This window comes from Streptomyces coacervatus, from assembly GCF_029223485.1.
GTDB lineage: Bacteria > Actinomycetota > Actinomycetes > Streptomycetales > Streptomycetaceae > Streptomyces > Streptomyces coacervatus.
The window spans coordinates 192,800-210,823 of record NZ_JARHTP010000004.1 but is presented as its reverse complement, the minus strand read 5'-3'; the positions used below and the strand labels follow the sequence as shown (position 1 = coordinate 210,823).

Annotated in this window: 18 protein-coding genes and 2 pseudogenes; 10 read left to right on the top strand and 10 right to left on the bottom strand. The window is 72.2% G+C overall.

Annotation, left to right across the window (positions count from 1 at the left end; all coding sequences use genetic code 11):
* The first annotated feature begins 84 nt into the window (after positions 1-84).
* Positions 85-1,005: a LysR family transcriptional regulator gene (locus P2Q00_RS11850; protein WP_275772159.1), complete on the top strand. Its 921-nt coding sequence runs from the start codon at positions 85-87 to the stop codon at positions 1,003-1,005.
* A 224-nt stretch (positions 1,006-1,229) separates the two neighbouring features.
* Here the strand turns inward: P2Q00_RS11850 and P2Q00_RS11845 are convergent, their stop codons facing one another.
* Both P2Q00_RS11845 and P2Q00_RS11840 read right to left on the bottom strand, forming a co-directional pair.
* Entirely contained in the window at positions 1,230-2,441 is a 1,212-nt protein-coding gene (locus P2Q00_RS11845) for an MFS transporter (protein ID WP_275772157.1), read from the bottom strand.
* A gap of 171 nt (positions 2,442-2,612) precedes the next feature.
* Positions 2,613-3,071 carry a MarR family winged helix-turn-helix transcriptional regulator gene (locus P2Q00_RS11840; protein WP_275772155.1) on the bottom strand — a complete coding sequence of 153 codons (459 nt, stop codon included), beginning with the start codon at positions 3,069-3,071 and terminating at the stop codon, positions 2,613-2,615.
* Positions 3,072-3,206: 135 nt separating this feature from the next.
* Here P2Q00_RS11840 and P2Q00_RS11835 point away from each other — a divergent pair, with 135 nt between their 5' ends.
* The gene (locus P2Q00_RS11835) at positions 3,207-3,740 is read left to right on the top strand and encodes a 2'-5' RNA ligase family protein (protein WP_275772154.1); all 534 of its coding nucleotides are present in this window, start codon (positions 3,207-3,209) and stop codon (positions 3,738-3,740) included.
* Positions 3,741-4,040: 300 nt separating this feature from the next.
* Here P2Q00_RS11835 and P2Q00_RS11830 read toward each other — a convergent pair whose 3' ends face one another.
* Both P2Q00_RS11830 and P2Q00_RS11825 read right to left on the bottom strand, forming a co-directional pair.
* Positions 4,041-5,063, bottom strand: a complete 1,023-nt coding sequence (locus tag P2Q00_RS11830; protein ID WP_275772153.1) for a helix-turn-helix domain-containing protein — start codon at positions 5,061-5,063, stop codon at positions 4,041-4,043.
* Between the two features lie 109 nt (positions 5,064-5,172).
* A complete protein-coding gene (locus tag P2Q00_RS11825) occupies positions 5,173-5,595 on the bottom strand; it encodes a peptidase inhibitor family I36 protein (protein WP_275772152.1) in 423 nt (140 codons plus the stop codon).
* 240 nt (positions 5,596-5,835) lie between these two features.
* On the opposite strand from P2Q00_RS11825, the gene P2Q00_RS11820 reads away from it, so the two are divergent.
* Positions 5,836-6,849 (top strand): ArsR/SmtB family transcription factor, encoded by a 1,014-nt coding sequence (locus P2Q00_RS11820; protein ID WP_275772150.1) that lies wholly within the window; start codon positions 5,836-5,838, stop codon positions 6,847-6,849.
* An 18-nt stretch (positions 6,850-6,867) separates the two neighbouring features.
* Here P2Q00_RS11820 and P2Q00_RS11815 read toward each other — a convergent pair whose 3' ends face one another.
* The gene (locus P2Q00_RS11815) at positions 6,868-7,842 is read right to left on the bottom strand and encodes an alpha/beta hydrolase (RefSeq protein ID WP_275772149.1); all 975 of its coding nucleotides are present in this window, start codon (positions 7,840-7,842) and stop codon (positions 6,868-6,870) included.
* A gap of 215 nt (positions 7,843-8,057) precedes the next feature.
* On the opposite strand from P2Q00_RS11815, the gene P2Q00_RS11810 reads away from it, so the two are divergent.
* Positions 8,058-9,050: a TerC family protein gene (locus tag P2Q00_RS11810; RefSeq protein WP_275772148.1), complete on the top strand. Its 993-nt coding sequence runs from the start codon at positions 8,058-8,060 to the stop codon at positions 9,048-9,050.
* Between the two features lie 246 nt (positions 9,051-9,296).
* Here P2Q00_RS11810 and P2Q00_RS11805 read toward each other — a convergent pair whose 3' ends face one another.
* A complete protein-coding gene (locus P2Q00_RS11805) occupies positions 9,297-10,580 on the bottom strand; it encodes an MFS transporter (protein WP_338059308.1) in 1,284 nt (427 codons plus the stop codon).
* 56 nt (positions 10,581-10,636) lie between these two features.
* Here P2Q00_RS11805 and P2Q00_RS11800 point away from each other — a divergent pair, with 56 nt between their 5' ends.
* Positions 10,637-11,605 (top strand): ArsR/SmtB family transcription factor, encoded by a 969-nt coding sequence (locus tag P2Q00_RS11800; RefSeq protein ID WP_275772145.1) that lies wholly within the window; start codon positions 10,637-10,639, stop codon positions 11,603-11,605.
* A 65-nt stretch (positions 11,606-11,670) separates the two neighbouring features.
* Entirely contained in the window at positions 11,671-12,552 is an 882-nt protein-coding gene (locus P2Q00_RS11795; protein WP_275772143.1) for an LLM class F420-dependent oxidoreductase, read from the top strand.
* 16 nt (positions 12,553-12,568) lie between these two features.
* Here P2Q00_RS11795 and P2Q00_RS11790 read toward each other — a convergent pair.
* Positions 12,569-12,757: pseudogene (locus P2Q00_RS11790) on the bottom strand (hypothetical protein); the annotation flags it as partial.
* Here P2Q00_RS11790 and P2Q00_RS51100 point away from each other — a divergent pair.
* Positions 12,682-12,921 (top strand): annotated as a pseudogene (locus P2Q00_RS51100) (helix-turn-helix domain-containing protein); the annotation flags it as partial. The pseudogenes P2Q00_RS11790 and P2Q00_RS51100 overlap by 76 nt on opposite strands.
* Before the next feature lie 170 nt (positions 12,922-13,091).
* On the top strand, positions 13,092-13,436 hold the full coding sequence (locus P2Q00_RS51095) for a LysR substrate-binding domain-containing protein (protein WP_425579584.1): 345 nt from the start codon (positions 13,092-13,094) through the stop codon (positions 13,434-13,436).
* A gap of 263 nt (positions 13,437-13,699) precedes the next feature.
* On the opposite strand, the gene P2Q00_RS11780 is transcribed toward P2Q00_RS51095, so the two are convergent.
* Positions 13,700-14,263, bottom strand: a complete 564-nt coding sequence (locus P2Q00_RS11780) for an NAD(P)H-dependent oxidoreductase (protein WP_275772142.1) — start codon at positions 14,261-14,263, stop codon at positions 13,700-13,702.
* A 100-nt stretch (positions 14,264-14,363) separates the two neighbouring features.
* Here P2Q00_RS11780 and P2Q00_RS11775 point away from each other — a divergent pair, with 100 nt between their 5' ends.
* Positions 14,364-15,044, top strand: a complete 681-nt coding sequence (locus P2Q00_RS11775; RefSeq protein WP_275772141.1) for a TetR/AcrR family transcriptional regulator — start codon at positions 14,364-14,366, stop codon at positions 15,042-15,044.
* A 7-nt stretch (positions 15,045-15,051) separates the two neighbouring features.
* Here the strand turns inward: P2Q00_RS11775 and P2Q00_RS11770 are convergent, their stop codons facing one another.
* Positions 15,052-16,185, bottom strand: a complete 1,134-nt coding sequence (locus P2Q00_RS11770) for an FAD-dependent oxidoreductase (RefSeq protein ID WP_275772140.1) — start codon at positions 16,183-16,185, stop codon at positions 15,052-15,054.
* A 16-nt stretch (positions 16,186-16,201) separates the two neighbouring features.
* Positions 16,202-16,876 (bottom strand): TetR/AcrR family transcriptional regulator, encoded by a 675-nt coding sequence (locus P2Q00_RS11765; protein WP_275772139.1) that lies wholly within the window; start codon positions 16,874-16,876, stop codon positions 16,202-16,204.
* Positions 16,877-16,971: 95 nt separating this feature from the next.
* On the opposite strand from P2Q00_RS11765, the gene P2Q00_RS11760 reads away from it, so the two are divergent.
* Complete coding sequence (locus P2Q00_RS11760) at positions 16,972-18,021, top strand: LacI family DNA-binding transcriptional regulator (protein ID WP_275772138.1); 1,050 nt, start codon at positions 16,972-16,974, stop codon at positions 18,019-18,021.
* The last annotated feature ends 3 nt before the right edge of the window (positions 18,022-18,024 follow it).

Sequence of the window (18,024 nt, the reverse complement as noted above, 5' to 3'; positions counted from 1 at the left end):
GACGGGGCAAACAACCGACACGCGTGCCACTCCACAACCAGAAGTTGTGAGTGACGTCGGTGCCGGACGTTGTAGAAAGGGCCCGTGGATCTCGACGCAGTGCGCACCTTCGTGGCCGTCGCGGACGCCGGACAGTTCCGGGAAGCCGCCCTCGCCCTGTCGGTCACCCAGCAGGCCGTCTCCAAGCGAGTGGCCGCCCTGGAGAAGGACCTGGGGGCACGGCTCTTCACCCGCACGGCACGCGGAGCGCACCTCACCGTCGACGGACAGGTCTTCCTGCCCCACGCCCGCGACCTGCTGCGGGCCGAGGAACGAGCGGCGGCCTCCGTACGCCCCGGCCGCCGGGCCCTGCGCGTCGACGTCATCGGCCGCCGGCTCGCACCCGCCGACCTGGTCCGCGACTTCCACCGCGCCCACCCCGAGACCGCCCTCGACGTCGTGACCCTCTTCGACGCCGACGCGGCCCTTGCCGCCGTCCGCTCCGGCACCATCGACGCGTCCTTCCGCGCCCTCACCCTGCCGGTACGGCAGCTCCCCGACGGCATCGAGGCCGCCCGCGTCCACGACGAACCCGTCGAGCTGCTCACGGGCCCCGCCCACCCGCTCGCCGCGGCCCGCACGCTCACCCCGGCCCAGCTGGCCGGGCACCGGATCTGGATGCCCGGCAACGTCGCCGGCACCGAGTGGGCCGCCTTCTACGACGACCTCGCCGCGGCCTTCGGGTTCACCATCGAGGTCACCGGCCCCCAGTTCGGCACCGAGCCGCTTCTCGACACCATCGCCGACTCCGCACTGCTCGGGACCTTCGTCGGAGAACAGACCCGCGTCGTCTGGCCCGCCGACCACGACCTGCGCCGCATCCCCCTGCACGACCCGACACCGGTCTACCCCCACTCCCTGATCTGGCGCGCCGACAACCCGCACCCGGCCCTGACCGCCCTGCGCGCCCACCTCGGCACGATCCGACCCGGGCGCGAGACCTGGACCCCCAAGTGGGCCCAGTAGGACCGGAGGTGCACCGGATCTGCAGGGAATCCTGTACGGGAGCCCAGGGCCCGGCCAGTGTGGCGAATCCCCGAATCATCGACACGGCCGGCGTCGGGGCGGCCCTTGCCTCCTCCGGCATGGAAGACGCCGAAGCCGAACCGGGGATCTCTACGCCGTTGTTGAGGGCGACGGTGGAGACGGTGGGAGGGGCATGTGCGTGGCGTTCCTTGCAAGTTGGTGGATCAGTGCTGCGCGGCGGCCGGGATGTGCTCGGCCGTCGCGGACCCGGCCACGACCCGGCCGGCCGAGCGGGTCCGGCGGTCGAGGAAGGCCGCCAGGAAGGAGAGGAGCAGTGCGGTGCCGGAGAGGAGGGCGCCGACCCAGTTCGGTGACGTGTAGCCGAGCCCGGACGCGATGACCACGCCGCCCAGCCAGGCGGCCAGCGCGTTGCCGAGGTTGAAGGCGCCGATGTTGGCGGCGGATGCCAGCGTCGGGGCGGCCGAGGCCTGGTCGAGCACCCATTTCTGCAGCGGAGGCACGGTGGCGAAGCCCAGGGCGCCGATCAACGTGAGAGTGAGCGCGGCGAGAACCTTGTTGTGGGCGGTCGCCGTGAACAGCAGCAGCGCCAGGGAGAGGGCGCCGAGAGCGGTGAACAGCATGGGCATGAGGGCGCGGTCGGCGAACCGGCCGCCGACCAGGTTCCCCAGGAACATCCCGGCCCCGAACAGCACCAGCAGCCAGGTCACCGCCCCCGCCGAGTAACCGGCGACCTCGGTCATCATCGGCGTGATGTAGGTGATCGCCGCGAAGACACCGCCGTAGCCGAGGACCGTCATCGCCATCGCGAGCCACACCTGGACGTTGCGGAAGGCGGCGAACTCGCTACGGACGTCGCCGCCGTCGGGCCGGCCCGTTTCGGGCACGAGCCTGGCCACCCCGAGCAGACCGACGATGCCGAGCGCGGCCACACCGGTGAAGGTGACCCGCCACCCGGCGGACTGGCCGACGTAGGTGCCCAGCGGGACGCCCACGATGTTGGCGACGGTCAGCCCCGTGAACATCAGGGAGATCGCGGAAGCCTTCTTCTCCGGCGCGACCAGACCGGCCGCGACCACGGAACCGATACCGAAGAACGCGCCGTGCGCGAGCGAGGCGATCACCCGGCCGGCGAGCATGACGCCGAAGGTGGGTGCGAACGCGGACAGCGTGTTGCCCACCACGAACAGGCCCATGAGGAACATGAGCATCTTCTTGCGGGAGACCTTGGTTCCCAGGACCGTCAGCAGGGGCGCGCCGAGGACGACGCCCAGGGCATAGCCGGAGACGAGCCAGCCGGCGGTGGGGATGGAGACACCGAAGTCACCCGCGACCTCGGGCAGCACGCCCATGATCACGAATTCGGTGGTGCCTATCCCGAAGGCCCCGATGGCCAGGGCCAGGAGGGCGAGAGGCATGGGGTGCACCTTCCAGAGGGGATTGCGTATGACGCTTACGAGCGTAGACAATAATTGCAGACGCGGTATAAATTCAAGCGGCAATGAGTGTCTGGGCGTGTAGAGCGCGTCTGCAAGCAGTCGCCCATGCGAAAGCCCCCGCGACAGTGCTTACGGGGGCCTCGGTGTGGGTCAGACAGGCACGCGGAGCGTCTCGACCGCCTTGACGAGTGGGGCGAGCTCCGGGTTCTGCGCGGCCTCGTCGAGCGCCTCGCGCAGGGCCGCCTCGTTGGTCGGGCGGGCCTCCTCCAGGAGCTTGAGGCCGGCCTCGGTGACGTTGGTGTAGATGCCGCGCCGGTCGGTGGGGCACAGGTACCGGGTCAGCAGCCCGCGGTCCTCCAGGCGTGTGACCAGCCGGGTCGTGGCGCTCTGGCTGAGCACGACCGCGTCGGCGACCTGCTTCATCTGCAGATGCCCGCCCTCCCCGTCGTGCTGCCGGCTCAGCACGTCCAGCAGGGAGTACTCGCGCACGCTCAGGTGGTGCCCGGCCTGCAGGGCCCGCTCGATGTGGGCCTCGATCCTGCCGTGCAGCAGCGAGAGGGCGCACCAGCCCTGGGCGAGGGCGGTGAGCGCCGGGTCCGTTGCGGTCATGGGCTGAGTCCTCCGTCCAGAAGTGGCTGTGATCCAGGATAGGCCACGGGTGAAATTGTCGGCGGGGGCATGTAGGGCGCGCATGCAAGTGGTGTCCCGTGGCCGCCACGGTGATCCGGCTGGTACACCCATGGCATGGCAGACGACCGATCCGAGCGTTTTACGGCGGGGCAGACGGCGCTCGTCGTGCCCGTGCCGGAGGCGGAGCCCTCCGTCCGGGCCTGGCGGGACCGCTACGACCCCGCGGCCCGAGCCGGTGTGCCGGCCCATGTCACCGTGCTCTTCCCGTTCCTGCCCGCCTCCCTCGTCGACGCCGGGACCTGCGCCGCCCTGGACGAGATCTTCGGGCGGCACCGCTCCTTCGACGTGCGCTTCGAGCACTCCGGACGGTTTCCCGGGGTGCTCTACCTCGCACCCGCCCCGGACGCGCCGTTCCGCAGGCTCACCGAGGCGGTGGTCGACCGCTGGCCCGAGGCCCCGCCGTACGGCGGAAAGTACGCGCCCCTCCCGCATCTGACGGTCGCCCAGGGCCAGGACGAGGCCGTACTGGACGAGATCGAGGCCGGCCTGCGCCCCGGCCTCCCCTTCACAGCACGGGTGCCCACGGTCGACCTCGTGGTCCACGACGGCACCGACTGGCAGCACCGGGCCTCCTTTGCCCTGCGGTAGCCGCCGGGAGCCGACCCGCCGCCCGAATCTCCTTGGCCGCCGCACCGGCCCCGCCGGTATCGTCCGGGCTTCCGACCGGCCGCACCGGCGGCCGATCCCTCCGGAAAGCGAACGCCATGGCCGTCGAGGATCGTCTCGCCGCCGGCCTGCTGCACGGGGTACCGGCTCAGGAACTCCGTGTCGACCTCGAAGGGGGTGACGAAGTGGGTGCCGGCCGAGGAACTCGACGAGTTCAACGCCCACGTCGACGGCGAGATCCAGGTGGTCCACGAGTTCCGGTGAACCGCATGCGAAATGGCGCTACGACCGCGCCAAGTGCCGCATCGTCAGAGCCAGTTGGAGCCTGAGTCGGCCCTGCGGGGTGCGCAGCGGCCAGCCGAGCAGGTGCTCGGCCTGGGTCAGGCGGTCCTGGAGCGTGGAGTGGTGCACATTGATCTCGGCGGCCGCCGCGCGCTGACTCGGGGTGGCGGCCACGGCGTGCAGGGTGGCCAGCAGCCCGGGCATCGCACCCGCCGCCGCTTCCAGGGCGCGTACATCGGGCGGCGGCTCGGCGCCCGGTGCGACGAGGTCGGCGAGCAGTGCGATGCCGCCCAGGTCGTCGGCGTACACCACCCGCGGGCCGGGGTCGTGCGGGGAGCCGTCGGCCGTGAACCGCAGGGCGGTCCGGGCGGCGGCCCAGGAATCCGGCAGGTCGAGCACGGGGACGGCGGGGCCCACGCCGAGTCGGCCGGCGGGCAGTTCGGCGTCGGCGGGGCGGCCGCCCGCCCGGGCTGGCAGGATGCGGGGCCGCCCGTCGCCGGGAGCGAGGGCGCGGATCCCCACGGCCGTATCTGCGGGGTCGATACCGAGGCGGCGGGCCGCGTGCAGCCGCGCCGGCTCGGGCACCGTGGCGTCCAGCAGCGTCTCGACCAGTGCCGGGTCGTCCGCGGGGGAGGCCGGGGCGCGGCCCCGGGTGCGGTCGAGCACCAGCCGTATCGCACCGGCGGCACGCTCCAGGATCACCGCGTCCACGACGCTCGGCTCGCTCCCCGCCCGCTCCAGCCAGAGGGCCGGGGCACCGCCGGGCTCCAGTGCCGCGCACGGCCAGTCCGCGTCCGGCGGCGCCTCGGTGTCCTTGCGTGCGCCGTCGGGCTCGACCCGCACCCGTACACGTCGGCCCGCATCGACGAGCCGCGCAGGACATCCGGCCAGCACGGCCGCCCCGCGCACCAGGGCCTCAAGACCGGCCCTGGTCTCGGCCAGCCGGTCGAAGTAGGCGATGACCCGGACGGCGGCACCGGCGTCGGGATCCAGCGCGGTCAGGCGCCCGGCCAGCTCTTTCATACGGCCATCATGCGCCATGGCGCACTCCCTGAGGAGCGCCCGTGACAGTCCGGCCGCACCCGCGTGGGCGGTGCGGCCGGACTCTGGTGCGGTCAGCGGACGGCAGGCGTCAGCAGTTGCGCACCGACCAGACGGGGTTGAAGTCGTGCGAAGGGAAGGTCCAGCCGGCGGCCAGGGTGTACAGCTGGTTGCCGCTCTGGCCGTAGTACGTCGCCACGGCACCGCCGGTCTGGTTGTTGTAGTCCGAGCCGGTCCCGTTCCACTGGGACAGTGAGTACTGCTTGCACGTGTACAGGTCGAACCGCGTCCCCGTGAAGTTCGCGCCCGTGTACAGGCACAGGTTCCCCGAGGCGCAGTCGTTGCCGCCGTTGTTGGCCGAGGCGTGACCGGTCACGCCCCCGACGGTCGCGCAGGAGTTGTTGCCGCCGCACGCGTTCGCGCCGGACGACGATGCGGAGGCGGTGCCGGCGAGGCCGGCGACGGCGCACAGTGCGGCGAGCGTCACCGCGGTCGCCTTGCTGCGGAAAGCCATGGTGTTCCCCCAAGCGGTCGGTCTGAGTGAATGCGTCCCGGCCCGACTTGCGCGTGGGCCGGGCGGCGCGGACAACTCTCGTCACGCAGCTGACGGGCGTCACGTCACTTTGGCTGGGACCGAAACGACCCAGCAGACTCTTTCCGCCAAATCCCTGCCCACCGGCAACTTTCCCGTCCGGGGACCTGTCGAACTCACCGGGAAATTTCATGTGCATGGCGCTTCGACAAGGGAGGAACCTTGTTACGCATCCACTGCACCGCCCGGGATCTGGAGACCATACGGATCGCCCACGGACCCGACCCGCTGTGGGAGATCGTCTGCAGTCTGTGCCGCCTCCAGGACCGTGACGGCCGTATCGCCTTCGGGGCGTGGCGAAGGGAGGCCACCGGACGGATCCGGCGGGGCGGCGAGGCGCGCGACGCCGTCCGCGCCCTGTGCGAACTCGTGCCGCGTTCCCGGTACTTCCCAGACTTCCTCACCCCGCCTCCCGTACCGCAGACCGGCGGCGTGCACGCGGGCATCGACCGGGTGCTCAGCACTCCCCGCGGCCGATTACGCACCGAGATCGGACTGCTGACGATCCACGCCGGTGCGCCCGCCGCGGCCGACGAGCTCGCCCGGGGTGAGGTCGCGGCGCTGGAGCGGCTGGGCAGCGAACTGCTCACCTACCACGAGGTGTTCGTCGGACCGGTGTGGCAGCGCATCGAGACCGCCGTGGCGGCCGACGTCGCCTGGCGCTCGGGGGTGCTGGCGACCGGCGGCGTCAGGGCGCTGCTGGAGACGTTCCGCCCGATGATCAGCTGGCAGGCCCCCGTCATGGAGGTGGACTACCCGGTCGACCGCGACCTGCGCCTCGAAGGCCGCGGCCTGCTGCTGGTGCCCTCGTACTTCTGCTGGCGGCGGCCCGTCTCGCTGCTCGACGAGGCCCTGCTGCCGGTCCTGGTCTACCCGGTCGACAAGACCGTCGTCCCGGACACGCCCACCGCCCCGGACCAGCTCGCCCGACTCCTCGGACCCACCCGCGCGGCCCTGCTGTACGAGACCGCCACGCGAGGCTTCGCCTCCACCTCGGCGCTGGCCGGGACGGTCGTGGTGTCCGTGCCCTCCGCGAGCCAGCAGCTCGGCGTGCTGCGCGAGGCCGGCCTCGTCACCAGCCGCCGCGACGGCAAGTACGTCCTGCACAGCGTGACCCCGCTGGGCCTCAGACTGCTCGGAAACCGCGCCGGAGCGGCGGCCGAGGAACCCTCCTGACCGCGCCGCCCGCACCCGTCACTGCGCCAGCAGCCTGCGCAGCCAGTCCAGATGAGCCGCCCGAGCCGACTGGGAGAGCGTCGCCTGCGGGGCGAAGCCGTCGAAGCCGTGGAAGCCTCCCGGCCACACATGCAGCTCGGCCACCCCGCCGGCCTGCCAGATCCGGGAGGCGTAGGCCACGGTCTCGTCGCGGAAGGTCTCCGCGGAACCGACGTCCAGGAAGGCCGGAGGCAGACCGGTCAGGTCCTGCGCGCGGGCGGGCGCGGCGTACGGGGACACGCCGGGGCCGCCGCGCTCCTCGCCGAGCAGCGCCGTCCAGCCGGTCTCGTTGGCCGTGCGGTCCCATACGCCGAGACCCGCCATCTGGTACGTGGACGGAGTGTCGTTGCGGTCGTCCAGCATCGGGCACATCAGCACCTGGCCGATCAGGCGCGGGCCCTTGCGGTCCCGGGTGAGCAGGGCCAGCGCGGCGCTCAGCCCGCCGCCCGCGCTGGCACCCGCGACCACGATCCGCTCCGGGTCGGCGCCGAGCTCCTCGGCGTGTTCCGCCGTCCACAGCAGACCGGCGTACACGTCCTCGATCTGTGCCGGGTACGGATGCTCCGGTGCCAGCCGGTACTCCACGGACACCACGACCGCGTCCAGCGCCTGCGCCCACGCCAGGGGTACGTCCACACCGACCCGGTTGTTGCCGATGATCAGGCCGCCACCGTGGACGTGGTAGACGACGGGCCGTGGACCGGCGGTCGACGGGGCGGCGGGGCGGCAGATCAGCAGGGAGATCTCGGGGGCGTTCTCGGGGCCGGGCACGGTGCGGTCCTCGACCTCGAAGAACCCGCCCGCGGTCAGGTCGAGCTGGGCCAGCATCTCGATGCCCGGCCCCTGGCGCACCGCGTCGATCTCGTCGAGGGTGAGGCCGGGGTGCACCACATCCTTGATCAGCTCGAGTGCTGCGGCGAGTTCGGGGTCGAACGGGGGCGGTACCTGGGTCATGACTCTCTCCTCACGCACGGCGCGGCGGCTCTGGCCGTCATGATTCACGCACCGGCTGCCCTGCGGACCGCCGCCGTCCGGCGGAACCTGCCCGCCGAACGGCGGGTGGCCGCCCGATACCTGCTCATGACCTTTTGTTCACCTGTGCGGGGTGGAAGGGATCAGGATCGCCGACAACGCTGTCATCTCCCCCACCTGCACCAGGAGCACCACCCGTGAACGTATCCCTCACTGTCTGGCTGCTGACCGTCGCAGCCCTGTGCGCGCTCGTCGCCGTCGACTTCTTCGTCGGCCGCAAGCCCCATGACGTGTCCATCAAGGAAGCAGGGACCTGGACGATCGTCTGGGTGGTGCTGGCCTGTCTCTTCGGTATCGGGCTGTACCTGTACGGCGGCGCCGGGCCCACCGGTGAGTTCTTCGCCGGATACATCACGGAGAAGTCGCTGAGCGTCGACAACCTCTTCGTCTTCGTCCTGATCATGGGGAAGTTCGCGGTGCCCTCGCAGTACCAGCAGCGGGTGCTGATGGTCGGCGTCCTGGTCGCCCTGGTGCTGCGCGCGGGCTTCATCGCGGCCGGAGCGGCGATCATCTCCGCCTTCTCCTGGGTGTTCTACCTCTTCGGCGCCTTCCTGATCTGGACCGCCTGGAAGCTGATCCAGGACGCCCGCAAGGAGGAGCACGAGGAGGAGTACCAGGAGAACAAGCTGCTGAAGATGGTGGAGAAGCGTTTCGGCGTGGCCGACCGCTACCACGGCACCAAGCTGTGGATCGAGCAGAACGGCAAGCGCGTGATGACGCCGATGCTGGTCGTGATGCTGGCGATCGGCTCCACCGACGTCCTGTTCGCCCTGGACTCCATTCCCGCCATCTACGGTCTGACCCAGGACCCGTACATCGTGTTCACCGCCAACGCCTTCGCGCTGATGGGCCTCAGGCAGCTGTACTTCCTGATCGGCGGACTGCTGAAGAAGCTGGTCCACCTCAGCTACGGCCTGTCGATCATCCTCGGCTTCATCGGCGTGAAGCTGGTGCTGCACGCGCTGCACGAGTCCGGCGTCCACGTCCCGGAGATCTCCATCCCCTTCTCGCTCGGCTTCATCGTGCTGGTTCTGACGGTCACGACCGTCACCAGCCTGCGGGCCTCGAAGAAGCAGGAGGAGCAGGCGGCGGAGGAGAAGCGGGACGCGGCCGAGGCGGGCCGCGCCTGAGCGCTCCACTGGAAGGGCGGTGCCCCGCGCCCTTACGGGCCGCGGAACCGTGCCAGGCCAGCCCATGTGGACGGAGCCGACCGTGTCCTCGTGGCCCAGGCCGAGGTGGTACACCTGCCATTCGGGGTCGGCGGCGGCGGGCCGTGCCCAGCCGCTCGAAGGCCTGCGCGGTGGGCTCGAAGGAGACGATCCGGCCGGTGCAGCCGAACCGGCGCAGCCACCACCAGGTGTCCTGGCCGGCGCCGGTCACCGAGTACCGGCCGTTGACTCTTGTGAACAGGTCGGCCCCGGGGCCGGGAGCGGTCCGTTCCCGGCCGCCGCGCCGGGAGACCACCGTGGTACCCGGCCGGTGGCCATCAGGTGTCGGGCGAGGGCCGTCACGGTCAGCACGGCGACCAGTCCGCACACTCCTGACCAGCCGAAACGGGCGTAGGCGCGGGCCCCGAGCCAGGAGCCCAGGGTGCCGCCGAGGTAGCCGCATGTCATGTACGCGGTGTTGAGTCGACTGCGGACGCCGTCGCCGAGCGCGTAGATCCGCACCTGGTTGGCGACCATCCCTGACTGCATCCCCACGTCGAGCAGCAAGGTGCCCACGACCAGCGCTGTCAGCCCGGCCGCGCCGCCGAGCCCGCCGAACGCCAGGACCGGGGCCGAGACGCCGACCACGAGGAAGCAGCCGAGGTTCACCGCGTCCGGCCCCCGGCGGTCCACCAGCCGCCCCGCGAGCGGCGTGCACAGCATGGTCGCCGCGTTGACCAGCGCGAGCAGCCCCGCGGAGTGCGCGCTCATGCCGTACACCGGACCCGTGAGCAGCAGCGTCACGCCGGTCCACACCGCAGAGAAACCGGCGAACACCGCGGCCTGGTAGAGGCAGGAGCGCCGCAGCTCGGGTCCGGTGCGCAGCAGCCGCAGCGGTTCGGCGAGCAGCGCCGGGTAACGGTGGGCCGTGGGCGGGGGAGTGGCGGGCAGTGTGCGGGCGAGGAGGGCGGCCACCGTCAGGGAGAGCGCCGCCGACAGCAGGTACGGGGCCCGCCAGCCCAGCCAGTCGCCGAGCGCACTGCCGAAGGTGCGGGAGAGCAGCATCCCGGCGATGGAGCCGCTCAGCAGGGTGCCGCCGACCACCCCACGGCGCTCGGCGGGCACCAGCCCGGCCGCGAGTGGACCGGCGAGCGGAGCGACCACCGTCGTCACCCCGACGAGGAGGCCCGCGGCGGCGAGCGGCAGCAGGGCCCGCGCGCTGCTCGCGGCGAGCAGGCCGAGACCGGTCAGTGAGAGCAGCGTGACGATCAGCCGACGCGGGGCCAGCCGGTCGCCGAGCGGCACGAGCAGGAAGATCCCGGCCGCGTACCCGAACTGCGTCGCCGTCACCACCGAGGCGGCCGAACCGGGCGGGACACCGAGCCCGGCGGCCACCAACGGGCTGATCGCCTGCGGGAAGTAGACATTGCCCACGGCGACCCCGCAGGCGAGGGACAACAGCAGAATCAGCCGGTGTCCGGCGGTACGCTGCCCGGAGTTGTGATCCGTCATGCACCGAAGTCCACGGCACCGACCGGCGGTTGCCAAAGGATGTAGCCGGAGGCTTAATGATCAGCTTCCTGCTCGACGTCGACGATCTCGCGGACACCCGCTTCGCGATCTCGCCGTTGCGCGAGGTGATGGGCAGCCTGCGCGCGCTGCGCGCCCCCGCCCTCTTCCCGCTGCACGTCCCCTGGCGCCGTTCCGTGCTCGCCCGGCTCGACCCCGCCGACGCCCGCCTCCTGACTGCCCTGGTCGGCGAGACCCTCACCCTGCCCGACTTCCTCACGCCCCGGCCGACGACCTTCGCGCCCACCATCGAGGACCAGCTCGCCGTCGTACGCGCCACGCCCGAAGAAGTCGTACGACGCGATCTGTGCGCGGCACATGCACCGCGCCCGCTCCCCGAGGCGCTGCAACCCGTCACGGGGTCCGTCGCCGACTGGCTGGAGGAGCTCTGCGAACTCCTGCTCCGCTACTGGCAGTTGGCCATTCTCCCGGACTGGCCGCGGATGCGGCTCCTGCTGGAGGCCGACATCACCCACCGCGCACGCCAGTTGGCCATGGGCGGTGCCCGACTGCTCTTCGCCGACCTGCACCGCAACCTCACCTGGCGAGGCGGCGTGCTGCACGTGGACCACATGATCGGCCGGCACCGGGTCGACGGCGCCGGCCGCGGCCTGCGCCTGGTGCCGTCGCTGTTCGCCCACAAGCCCGCGCCGCCTCTCAGCGCCGACGAACCGCCGATGCTGGCCTACCCGAGCCGAGGCGCCGCCACCCTGTGGGAGGCCGCCCCCGGCCCCGACACCTCGGCGCTCTCCGCGCTGCTCGGCGCGCCCCGGACCACAGTTCTGCGCCTGCTCGCCGAACCACTCCCCACCGTCGAGCTCGCCCGCCTGCTCGGAGTGACACCGAGCGCCGTCTCCCAGCACCTGCAGGTGCTGCACGCGACCGGGCTCGTCACGAGGGCCCGCGACGGGCGCCGCGTGCTGTACCGGCGCAGCCCGCTCGGAGACCGACTGGCCGCAGGCGCTTGACTTCGAGAGCGCTCGAAGTCCTAGCGTCGGCAGGACGGCTACGGTCCGGGCGAACGGAGAACGACATGCGGGTGGGCGTACACATCAACCGGTTCGACCACACCGGCGGCGGGCCCGCCCTCGGCGCCGAACTCGCCGCCGCGGGCGCCGCCGCCGAGGCGGCCGGCGTCAGTTGGCTGTCGGTCATGGACCACTACTTCCAGATGGAGTTCAACGGCGGCGCCGAGGACCCCATGCTGGAGGCCTACACGACCCTCGGCTATCTCGCGGGCCACACCTCCACGGTCCGGCTGGGCGCACTGGTCACCGGCGTGACCTACCGTCACCCCGGACTGCTCGCCAAGATCGTCACCTCGCTCGACGTCTTGTCCGGCGGCCGCGCCACCCTCGGTATCGGCGCGGCCTGGTACGACCGCGAGCACGAGGGGCTCGGCGTGCCGTTCCCGCCACTGGCGGAGCGCTTCGAACGGCTGGAGGAGACCCTGCGGATCTGTCTGCAGATGTGGGACCCGGAGGCGAACGGCCCCTTCGAGGGCAAGCACTACAAGCTTGCCGAGACCCTGTGCGTCCCGGCGCCGGTCAGCGGCCCGCACCCCGAGATCATGATCGGCGGGGGCGGCGAGAAGAAGACGCTCCGCCTGGTCGCCCAGTACGCCGACGCCTGCAACCTCTTCGGCACGTCCCCCGAGGAGGTCCGGCACAAGCTCGACGTGCTGCGCGGCCACTGCGACACCCTGGGACGCGACTACGACCGGATCCGGAAGACCATCGCCTACAGCGGTGAGACGGTCGACGACGGGAACGCCGACGCCTTCCTGCGGGACGTCACCGGCTACGCGAAACTCGGCATCGACACCGTGATCCTGTCGCCGCGCCTGGGCGAGACCGCGGCCTGGATGGAACGCTTCGTCGGCGCGGTGGTCCCGCGCCTGGCCGAACTGGACTGAGTCCGCGCCGCGTTCGGGCGGGCCGGCTGCGGGAGACGACGCGCATCCCGCAGCCGTCGACCACCCGGACCTGCAGCGAGCCGCAGCCGCACCGGGTCCACACGGTGCGGCCCGCAGCGGTGCTGTGCCGTGACACCACCTGGAAGGGCTCGGCGTCGTCGCGCCAACCGCAGTACGGGCAGCCGACGCCGGTCGTGCCGATCATGGCAACTCGTGCGGCGACTGCACGTCCTCAGGGCGGTCGCCCCCCCCAGTTCTCGACTTCGCTCGAACCCGGGGAACCCCATCGGCACGGTCACCGCCGCCGCCCGCGCCCTGCACGTCACCACCTCGGCGGCCTCCCAGCAGATCCGCGAGCTCGCCCGCGACGTGGGCGTCGACCTCCTCGAACCGCAAGGTCGCGGGGTACGGATCACCCCGGCCGCCGAGAGCCTGCCGGCCCACGCGGACGCGATCCAGGCCCGCTGGGAACAGGCCGAGCTCGACCTGCGCGCCGATCACGGCGACCCGGCCGGGCCGCTGCGCGTGAGCGGTTTCCCGTGGCCGTCTCGGTGCTTCTCGCCCCGATGGCGGCCCGGCTGCAGGAACGCCATCCGAGACTGTCCGTCCGCATCCAGGAGCCGGGCGTCCCGGAGAGCTTCGACCTGCTCTTCGAAGGGGAGATCGACCTGGCGATCGTCGAGGCCACCCCGCACAACCCGCCGCTGAGCGACGCCCGTTACGACCAACAGCCGCTCCTGGACGACCCGTTCGACCTCGTCGTACCAGAGGGACACCCCCTGGCCGCACGAGAACTGGATCGCCCCCGTGCCGGACAGCCCATCACGCGCTGGACTGGGACGTCACCGCCCATCTGGTGGCCAACCGCCCGGGCGTCGCACTGATCCCACGCCTAGCCCGCCTCACCCCGCACCTGCCGATCACCCGGGTGCACTGCACGCGCACCCCGCACCGCAAGCTGCTCACCTGCACCCACCGGGGCGCCCGGGAACGGCCCGCGGTCGCGGCCGCACTGCCGGACTGTGCGAACGGCCGCCCACGGCGGTGGCCTGACACGGGCACGGCGGGGCAGCCGCCGCGCCGGCCCGGCATACAGAAGGGGCCGGAGCTGGTGCGCTCCGGCCCTTCAGGGTGTGCTGTCGCCGGATCAGGCGGCAGCGACCTCGCCCGCGTGGCCGTGCAGGCTCGCCACGACCTCGGTCAGCTGCCCCGCGACCTCGGCGTCGTCCGCCGGGTGGGTCTCGGCGAAGCGGACCACGGAGCCGGGGATGGAGAGCTTGACGTCCTCCAGGACCTTGGCGCCGGCGATGCCCAGGGCCTTGCGGGTCTCGTCCTGCGCCCAGACGCCGCCGAACTGGCCGAACGCGGTGCCGACCACGGCGGCCGGCTTGCCGCCGAAGGCACCGGCGCCGTACGGGCGGGACAGCCAGTCGATGGCGTTCTTCAGCACGGCGGGGATGGTGCCGTTGTACTCGGGGACGAAGAGCAGGAAGCCGTCGGCGGCCTGCGCGGCCTCACGGATCCTGGCCGCGGCGGCCGGGACGTTGCCCTCGACGTCGATGTCCTCGTTGTAGAACGGGATCTCGGCCAGGCCCTCGAAGATCTCCACGTCGGCACCCTCGGGCGCGAACTTGACGGCCGCCTCGGCGAGCTGGCGGTTGTGCGAACCGGCGCGAAGGCTGCCGACGAGCGCAAGGATGCGAACAGACATGCGAACTCCAAGATGCTGAAACATTGACGTTACGATCCGGACCGAGGTCCGCTTTAACTTTCTAGCATCCTAAGCGGACCGCGGTCCAGTTTTGTTCCCGATGCTTTACGCTGTCTTCATGTCCGCCACCCTGCCGCCCTTCGAGAGGCCCCAAGAGCCCATCGGCGAGCCCGAGTTGCTGCAGCTCGGCTCCGCCGAGGACGAGCCGTGCCTGCGCGCCGACGCCGCCCGGAACCGGGCCCGGCTGCTGGAGGCGGCCACACGGCTGATCGCGGAGCACGGGGTGGCCGGGGTCACGATGGAGGCGGTGGCCGCGGCGGCCCACGTGGGCAAGGGGACCGTCTTCCGGCGCTTCGGCGACCGCACCGGGCTGCTGACGGCGCTGCTGGACCATTCGGCGAAGACGCTGCAGGCCGACTTCCTCGGCGGGCCGCCGCCGCTGGGTCCCGGGGCGCCGGCGATCGAGCGGCTGCGGGCGTTCGGTGTGGCGGTGCTGTATCGCGCGGTCGAGCAGCTGGACCTGCAGCTGGCCGCCCAGCCGGAACCGACCCGCCGCTTCGCCCACCCGTCGCTCCGGGCGCTGCACACACACGTCACGATCCTGCTCCGGCAGATCGTGCCGGACGCCGACTGCGAACTCCTCGCCCAGGCCCTGATGAGCTATCTCGACCCCGCCCTGATCCACCATCTGACCAGGCAGTGCGGGATGCCGCTGGAGCGGCTGGAGAAGGGCTGGGTCGACCTGGTCGCCCGGGTGACGGGGACGCAGCCGCCCCGCTGAGCTCGGCTCAGCGCCAGGCCGTGAAGGCGTCCACGAGGCCCTGCGGCGCATCGGCACGGAACAGCAGGACCGAGTTACGGGCCGACTCGGCGGCGGAGCGCTCGCTGCGCGGGAACAGCTTCTCCTCGTATGCGGCGAGCGCGGCCTCGGTGGCGCCCGGGTGCGCGGCGAGCGCCAGGCCCAGCTCGGCCCCGTCCAGCAGGGCGAGGTTGGCGCCCTCGCCCGCGAACGGGGACATCAGGTGCGCGGCGTCGCCGAGAAGCGTCACGCCGGGGACGCGCTTCCAGCGGTGCCCGACCGGCAGGGCGTGGATGCGCCGCGGGACCAGGGCGCCGTCGGCGTCCGCGACCAGCGCCCGCAGGCTCTTGTCCCAGTCCGCGAAGTGCTCCAGCACGGCCTCCTTGGCCGCCTCGGGGTCGGTGCAGTCGATGCCGTCGAGCCACTCCTCGGGCGCCTGGAGCGCCGCATAGACATGCAGGCTGCCGTCGCTCTCGCGGTGCGCGAGGAAGCCCCGCCCGGCCCCGAGCGCGAACAGCATGCCCCCGCCGACGACCCCGGCGCTCACCGGGTGTCGCAGATCCGCGTCCCGCAGATCCGCCTCGACGAACGAGACGCCGGTGTAGGCGGGCTCGGCGGCGGAGACCAGCGGCCGGATGCGGGACCAGGCGCCGTCCGCGCCCACCAGCAGGTCCGTGGTGAAGACGGTGCCGTCGGCGAGCGTCACCTCGTGCCGGCCGCCGCCCAGCGGCCGCGCGCCGGTGACCCTGGCGCCCCAGCGGACGGTGCCCTCGGGCAGCGAGCCGAGGAGCAGTCCGCGAAGGTCGCCGCGGTCGATCTCGGGGCGGCCGCCGTTGCCGTCGTCCGCCTCCTCCATGCGGACCACCGCGTCCTTGTCGAGGATGCGCATGGCCTCGCCGCCCGGGTGGACCAGCGCGCGGAACTCCTCGTACAGGCCCGCGGCGCGCAGCGCCACCTGGCCGGAGTCGTGGTGGATGTCGAGCATGCCGCCCTGGGTGCGGGCGGCGGGGGAGACGTCCAGGTCGAAGACGGCCGCCTCGATGCCGTGCACCTGCAGCACACGGGCGAGCGCGAGGCCGCCGAGACCGGCGCCCACGATGGCTGTGGGGTGATGCGTGGTCATGTCGTACTCCTTGAGGTCAGTCGGGTACGGCGGTCCGTTCGATGCCCGCGATCAGCGCCCTCAGTGCCCAGGACAGGCGGTCTTCGGGCGCACCCGACAGGAGGGAGCCGCCGACGGCGGCGATGCGCGGGTGGGTCCGCTCCGAGACGCCGAACAGGTTGCGGCGCAGGGCGTCCCAGTCCTCCTCGGGCTGCCCGTCGCCGGCGTGCTCGGCGGCTGTCGCGGTGGCGTGCTGCAGCAGCAGGTCCACGCCCCAGGCGGCCTGCGCGGGCGGGACACCGCCCTCGTCGAGCAGGGCCAGCAGTGTCTCGATCAGGTTCAGGTAGTGCGGGCCGTGCGGGCGGGACGTCAGTGCGGAGCGGGCCAGGCTCGGGTGCTCGAAGAGCATCGCGGTGTACGCGGTGAGCACCCGCTCCAGCCGCTCCCGCCACGACCCTTCGGCCGGGGCCGGCCCGACCGTCCCCAGCAGCTCGTCCAGGACGGCCGCATGCAGCTCCGCGGTGTTGCGGACGTAGACGTACAGCGAGGCGGGGCCGGTGTCGAGCTCCTGCGCCAGGCGCCGCATGGTCACCTTCTGCAGGCCCTCGGCGCGCAGGATCGCGACGGCCGCAGCCACGATGCCCGCCCTGGTCAGAGCGGGCTTGGCCGGGCGCTCACGGCGGCTGCGCGGGGTGTCGGGGCGGTCTGTCATGCCTCCACGATAACGAACATGTTCGTTGCGAACAAGTTCGTGACGAACATGTTCGCCCCTGCCCCCCTGTGGCCTCGGCCACAGGTTCTGCAAAGATGCCGTACGTCATGGTGCAGATACCGAAAACGCCCGCGCCCTCGTCCTCCACACCGCGCTCCGTGCCCACGAGCGCCGATGTGGCCCGCCTGGCCGGCGTCTCGCGCGCGACCGTCTCCTACGTCCTCAACAACACCAGTGCCGTACGGATCAGCGAGCCCACGCGTCGCCGCGTCCACGAGGCCGCCAAGGAGCTCGGGTACGTGCCGCACGCGGCCGCCCGAAGCCTGCGCGCCGGGCACAGCCGCATGGTCCTGATGCCCGCGCCGAGCTTCCCGGTCGGCCCCCTCTACAGCCAGTTCATCAGCGAGCTGCAGTGGGCGCTCGGCCGCCTCGACTACACGGTCGTGCAGTACGGCTCCGTCGGCGTGCACGGCGACGAGGCCGCCCGCGCCTGGGCCGAACTGCGCCCCGTCGCCGTCCTGGTGCCCGGCCCCGGGTCCCTCGGCCCGCAGGGCGTGACGGTGCTCAAACGCTCCGGCGCCAGGGCCGTCGTCACCCTCGGCCCCGACTCCGTCGACGGCGCCCACGCCCTGCTCATGGACCACGAGGCCGTCGGCCACTGCGCCGGCAGCCACCTCTTCGACCGCGGCCGGCGCCGCATCGGCGTCGTCGTACCCGAGGAGGACGGCCTGGAGTCCTTCTCCCTGCCCCGCCTCGAAGGCGTGCGCCGCGCCCTGCACGGCACCGACGCCACCGTCACCGAACTTCCCCTCGCCTACGAGGAGGAATCCGCCGCACGCCTCGCCGCCCGCTGGCGCGCACTCGACCTCGACGCCGTGTTCGCGTACAACGACGAGTACGCGATGCTGCTGATGCGCGCCCTGCAGGACGGTGGAGTGCGCGTCCCGGAGGACACGGCCGTCATCGGCGCCGACGACCTCATGCTCGGCCGGCTGCTGCGGCCCCGGCTGAGCACGGTCCACATCGAGCTGCCGTCCGGCCGCGACCTCGCCGAACTGGTCGACCGCGCGGTCCGCAACCCCGGTGCCGCGCCCGAGACGCACAAGGTGCTGGGCGCCACGGTGGTCCACCGCGACTCCAGCTGAACC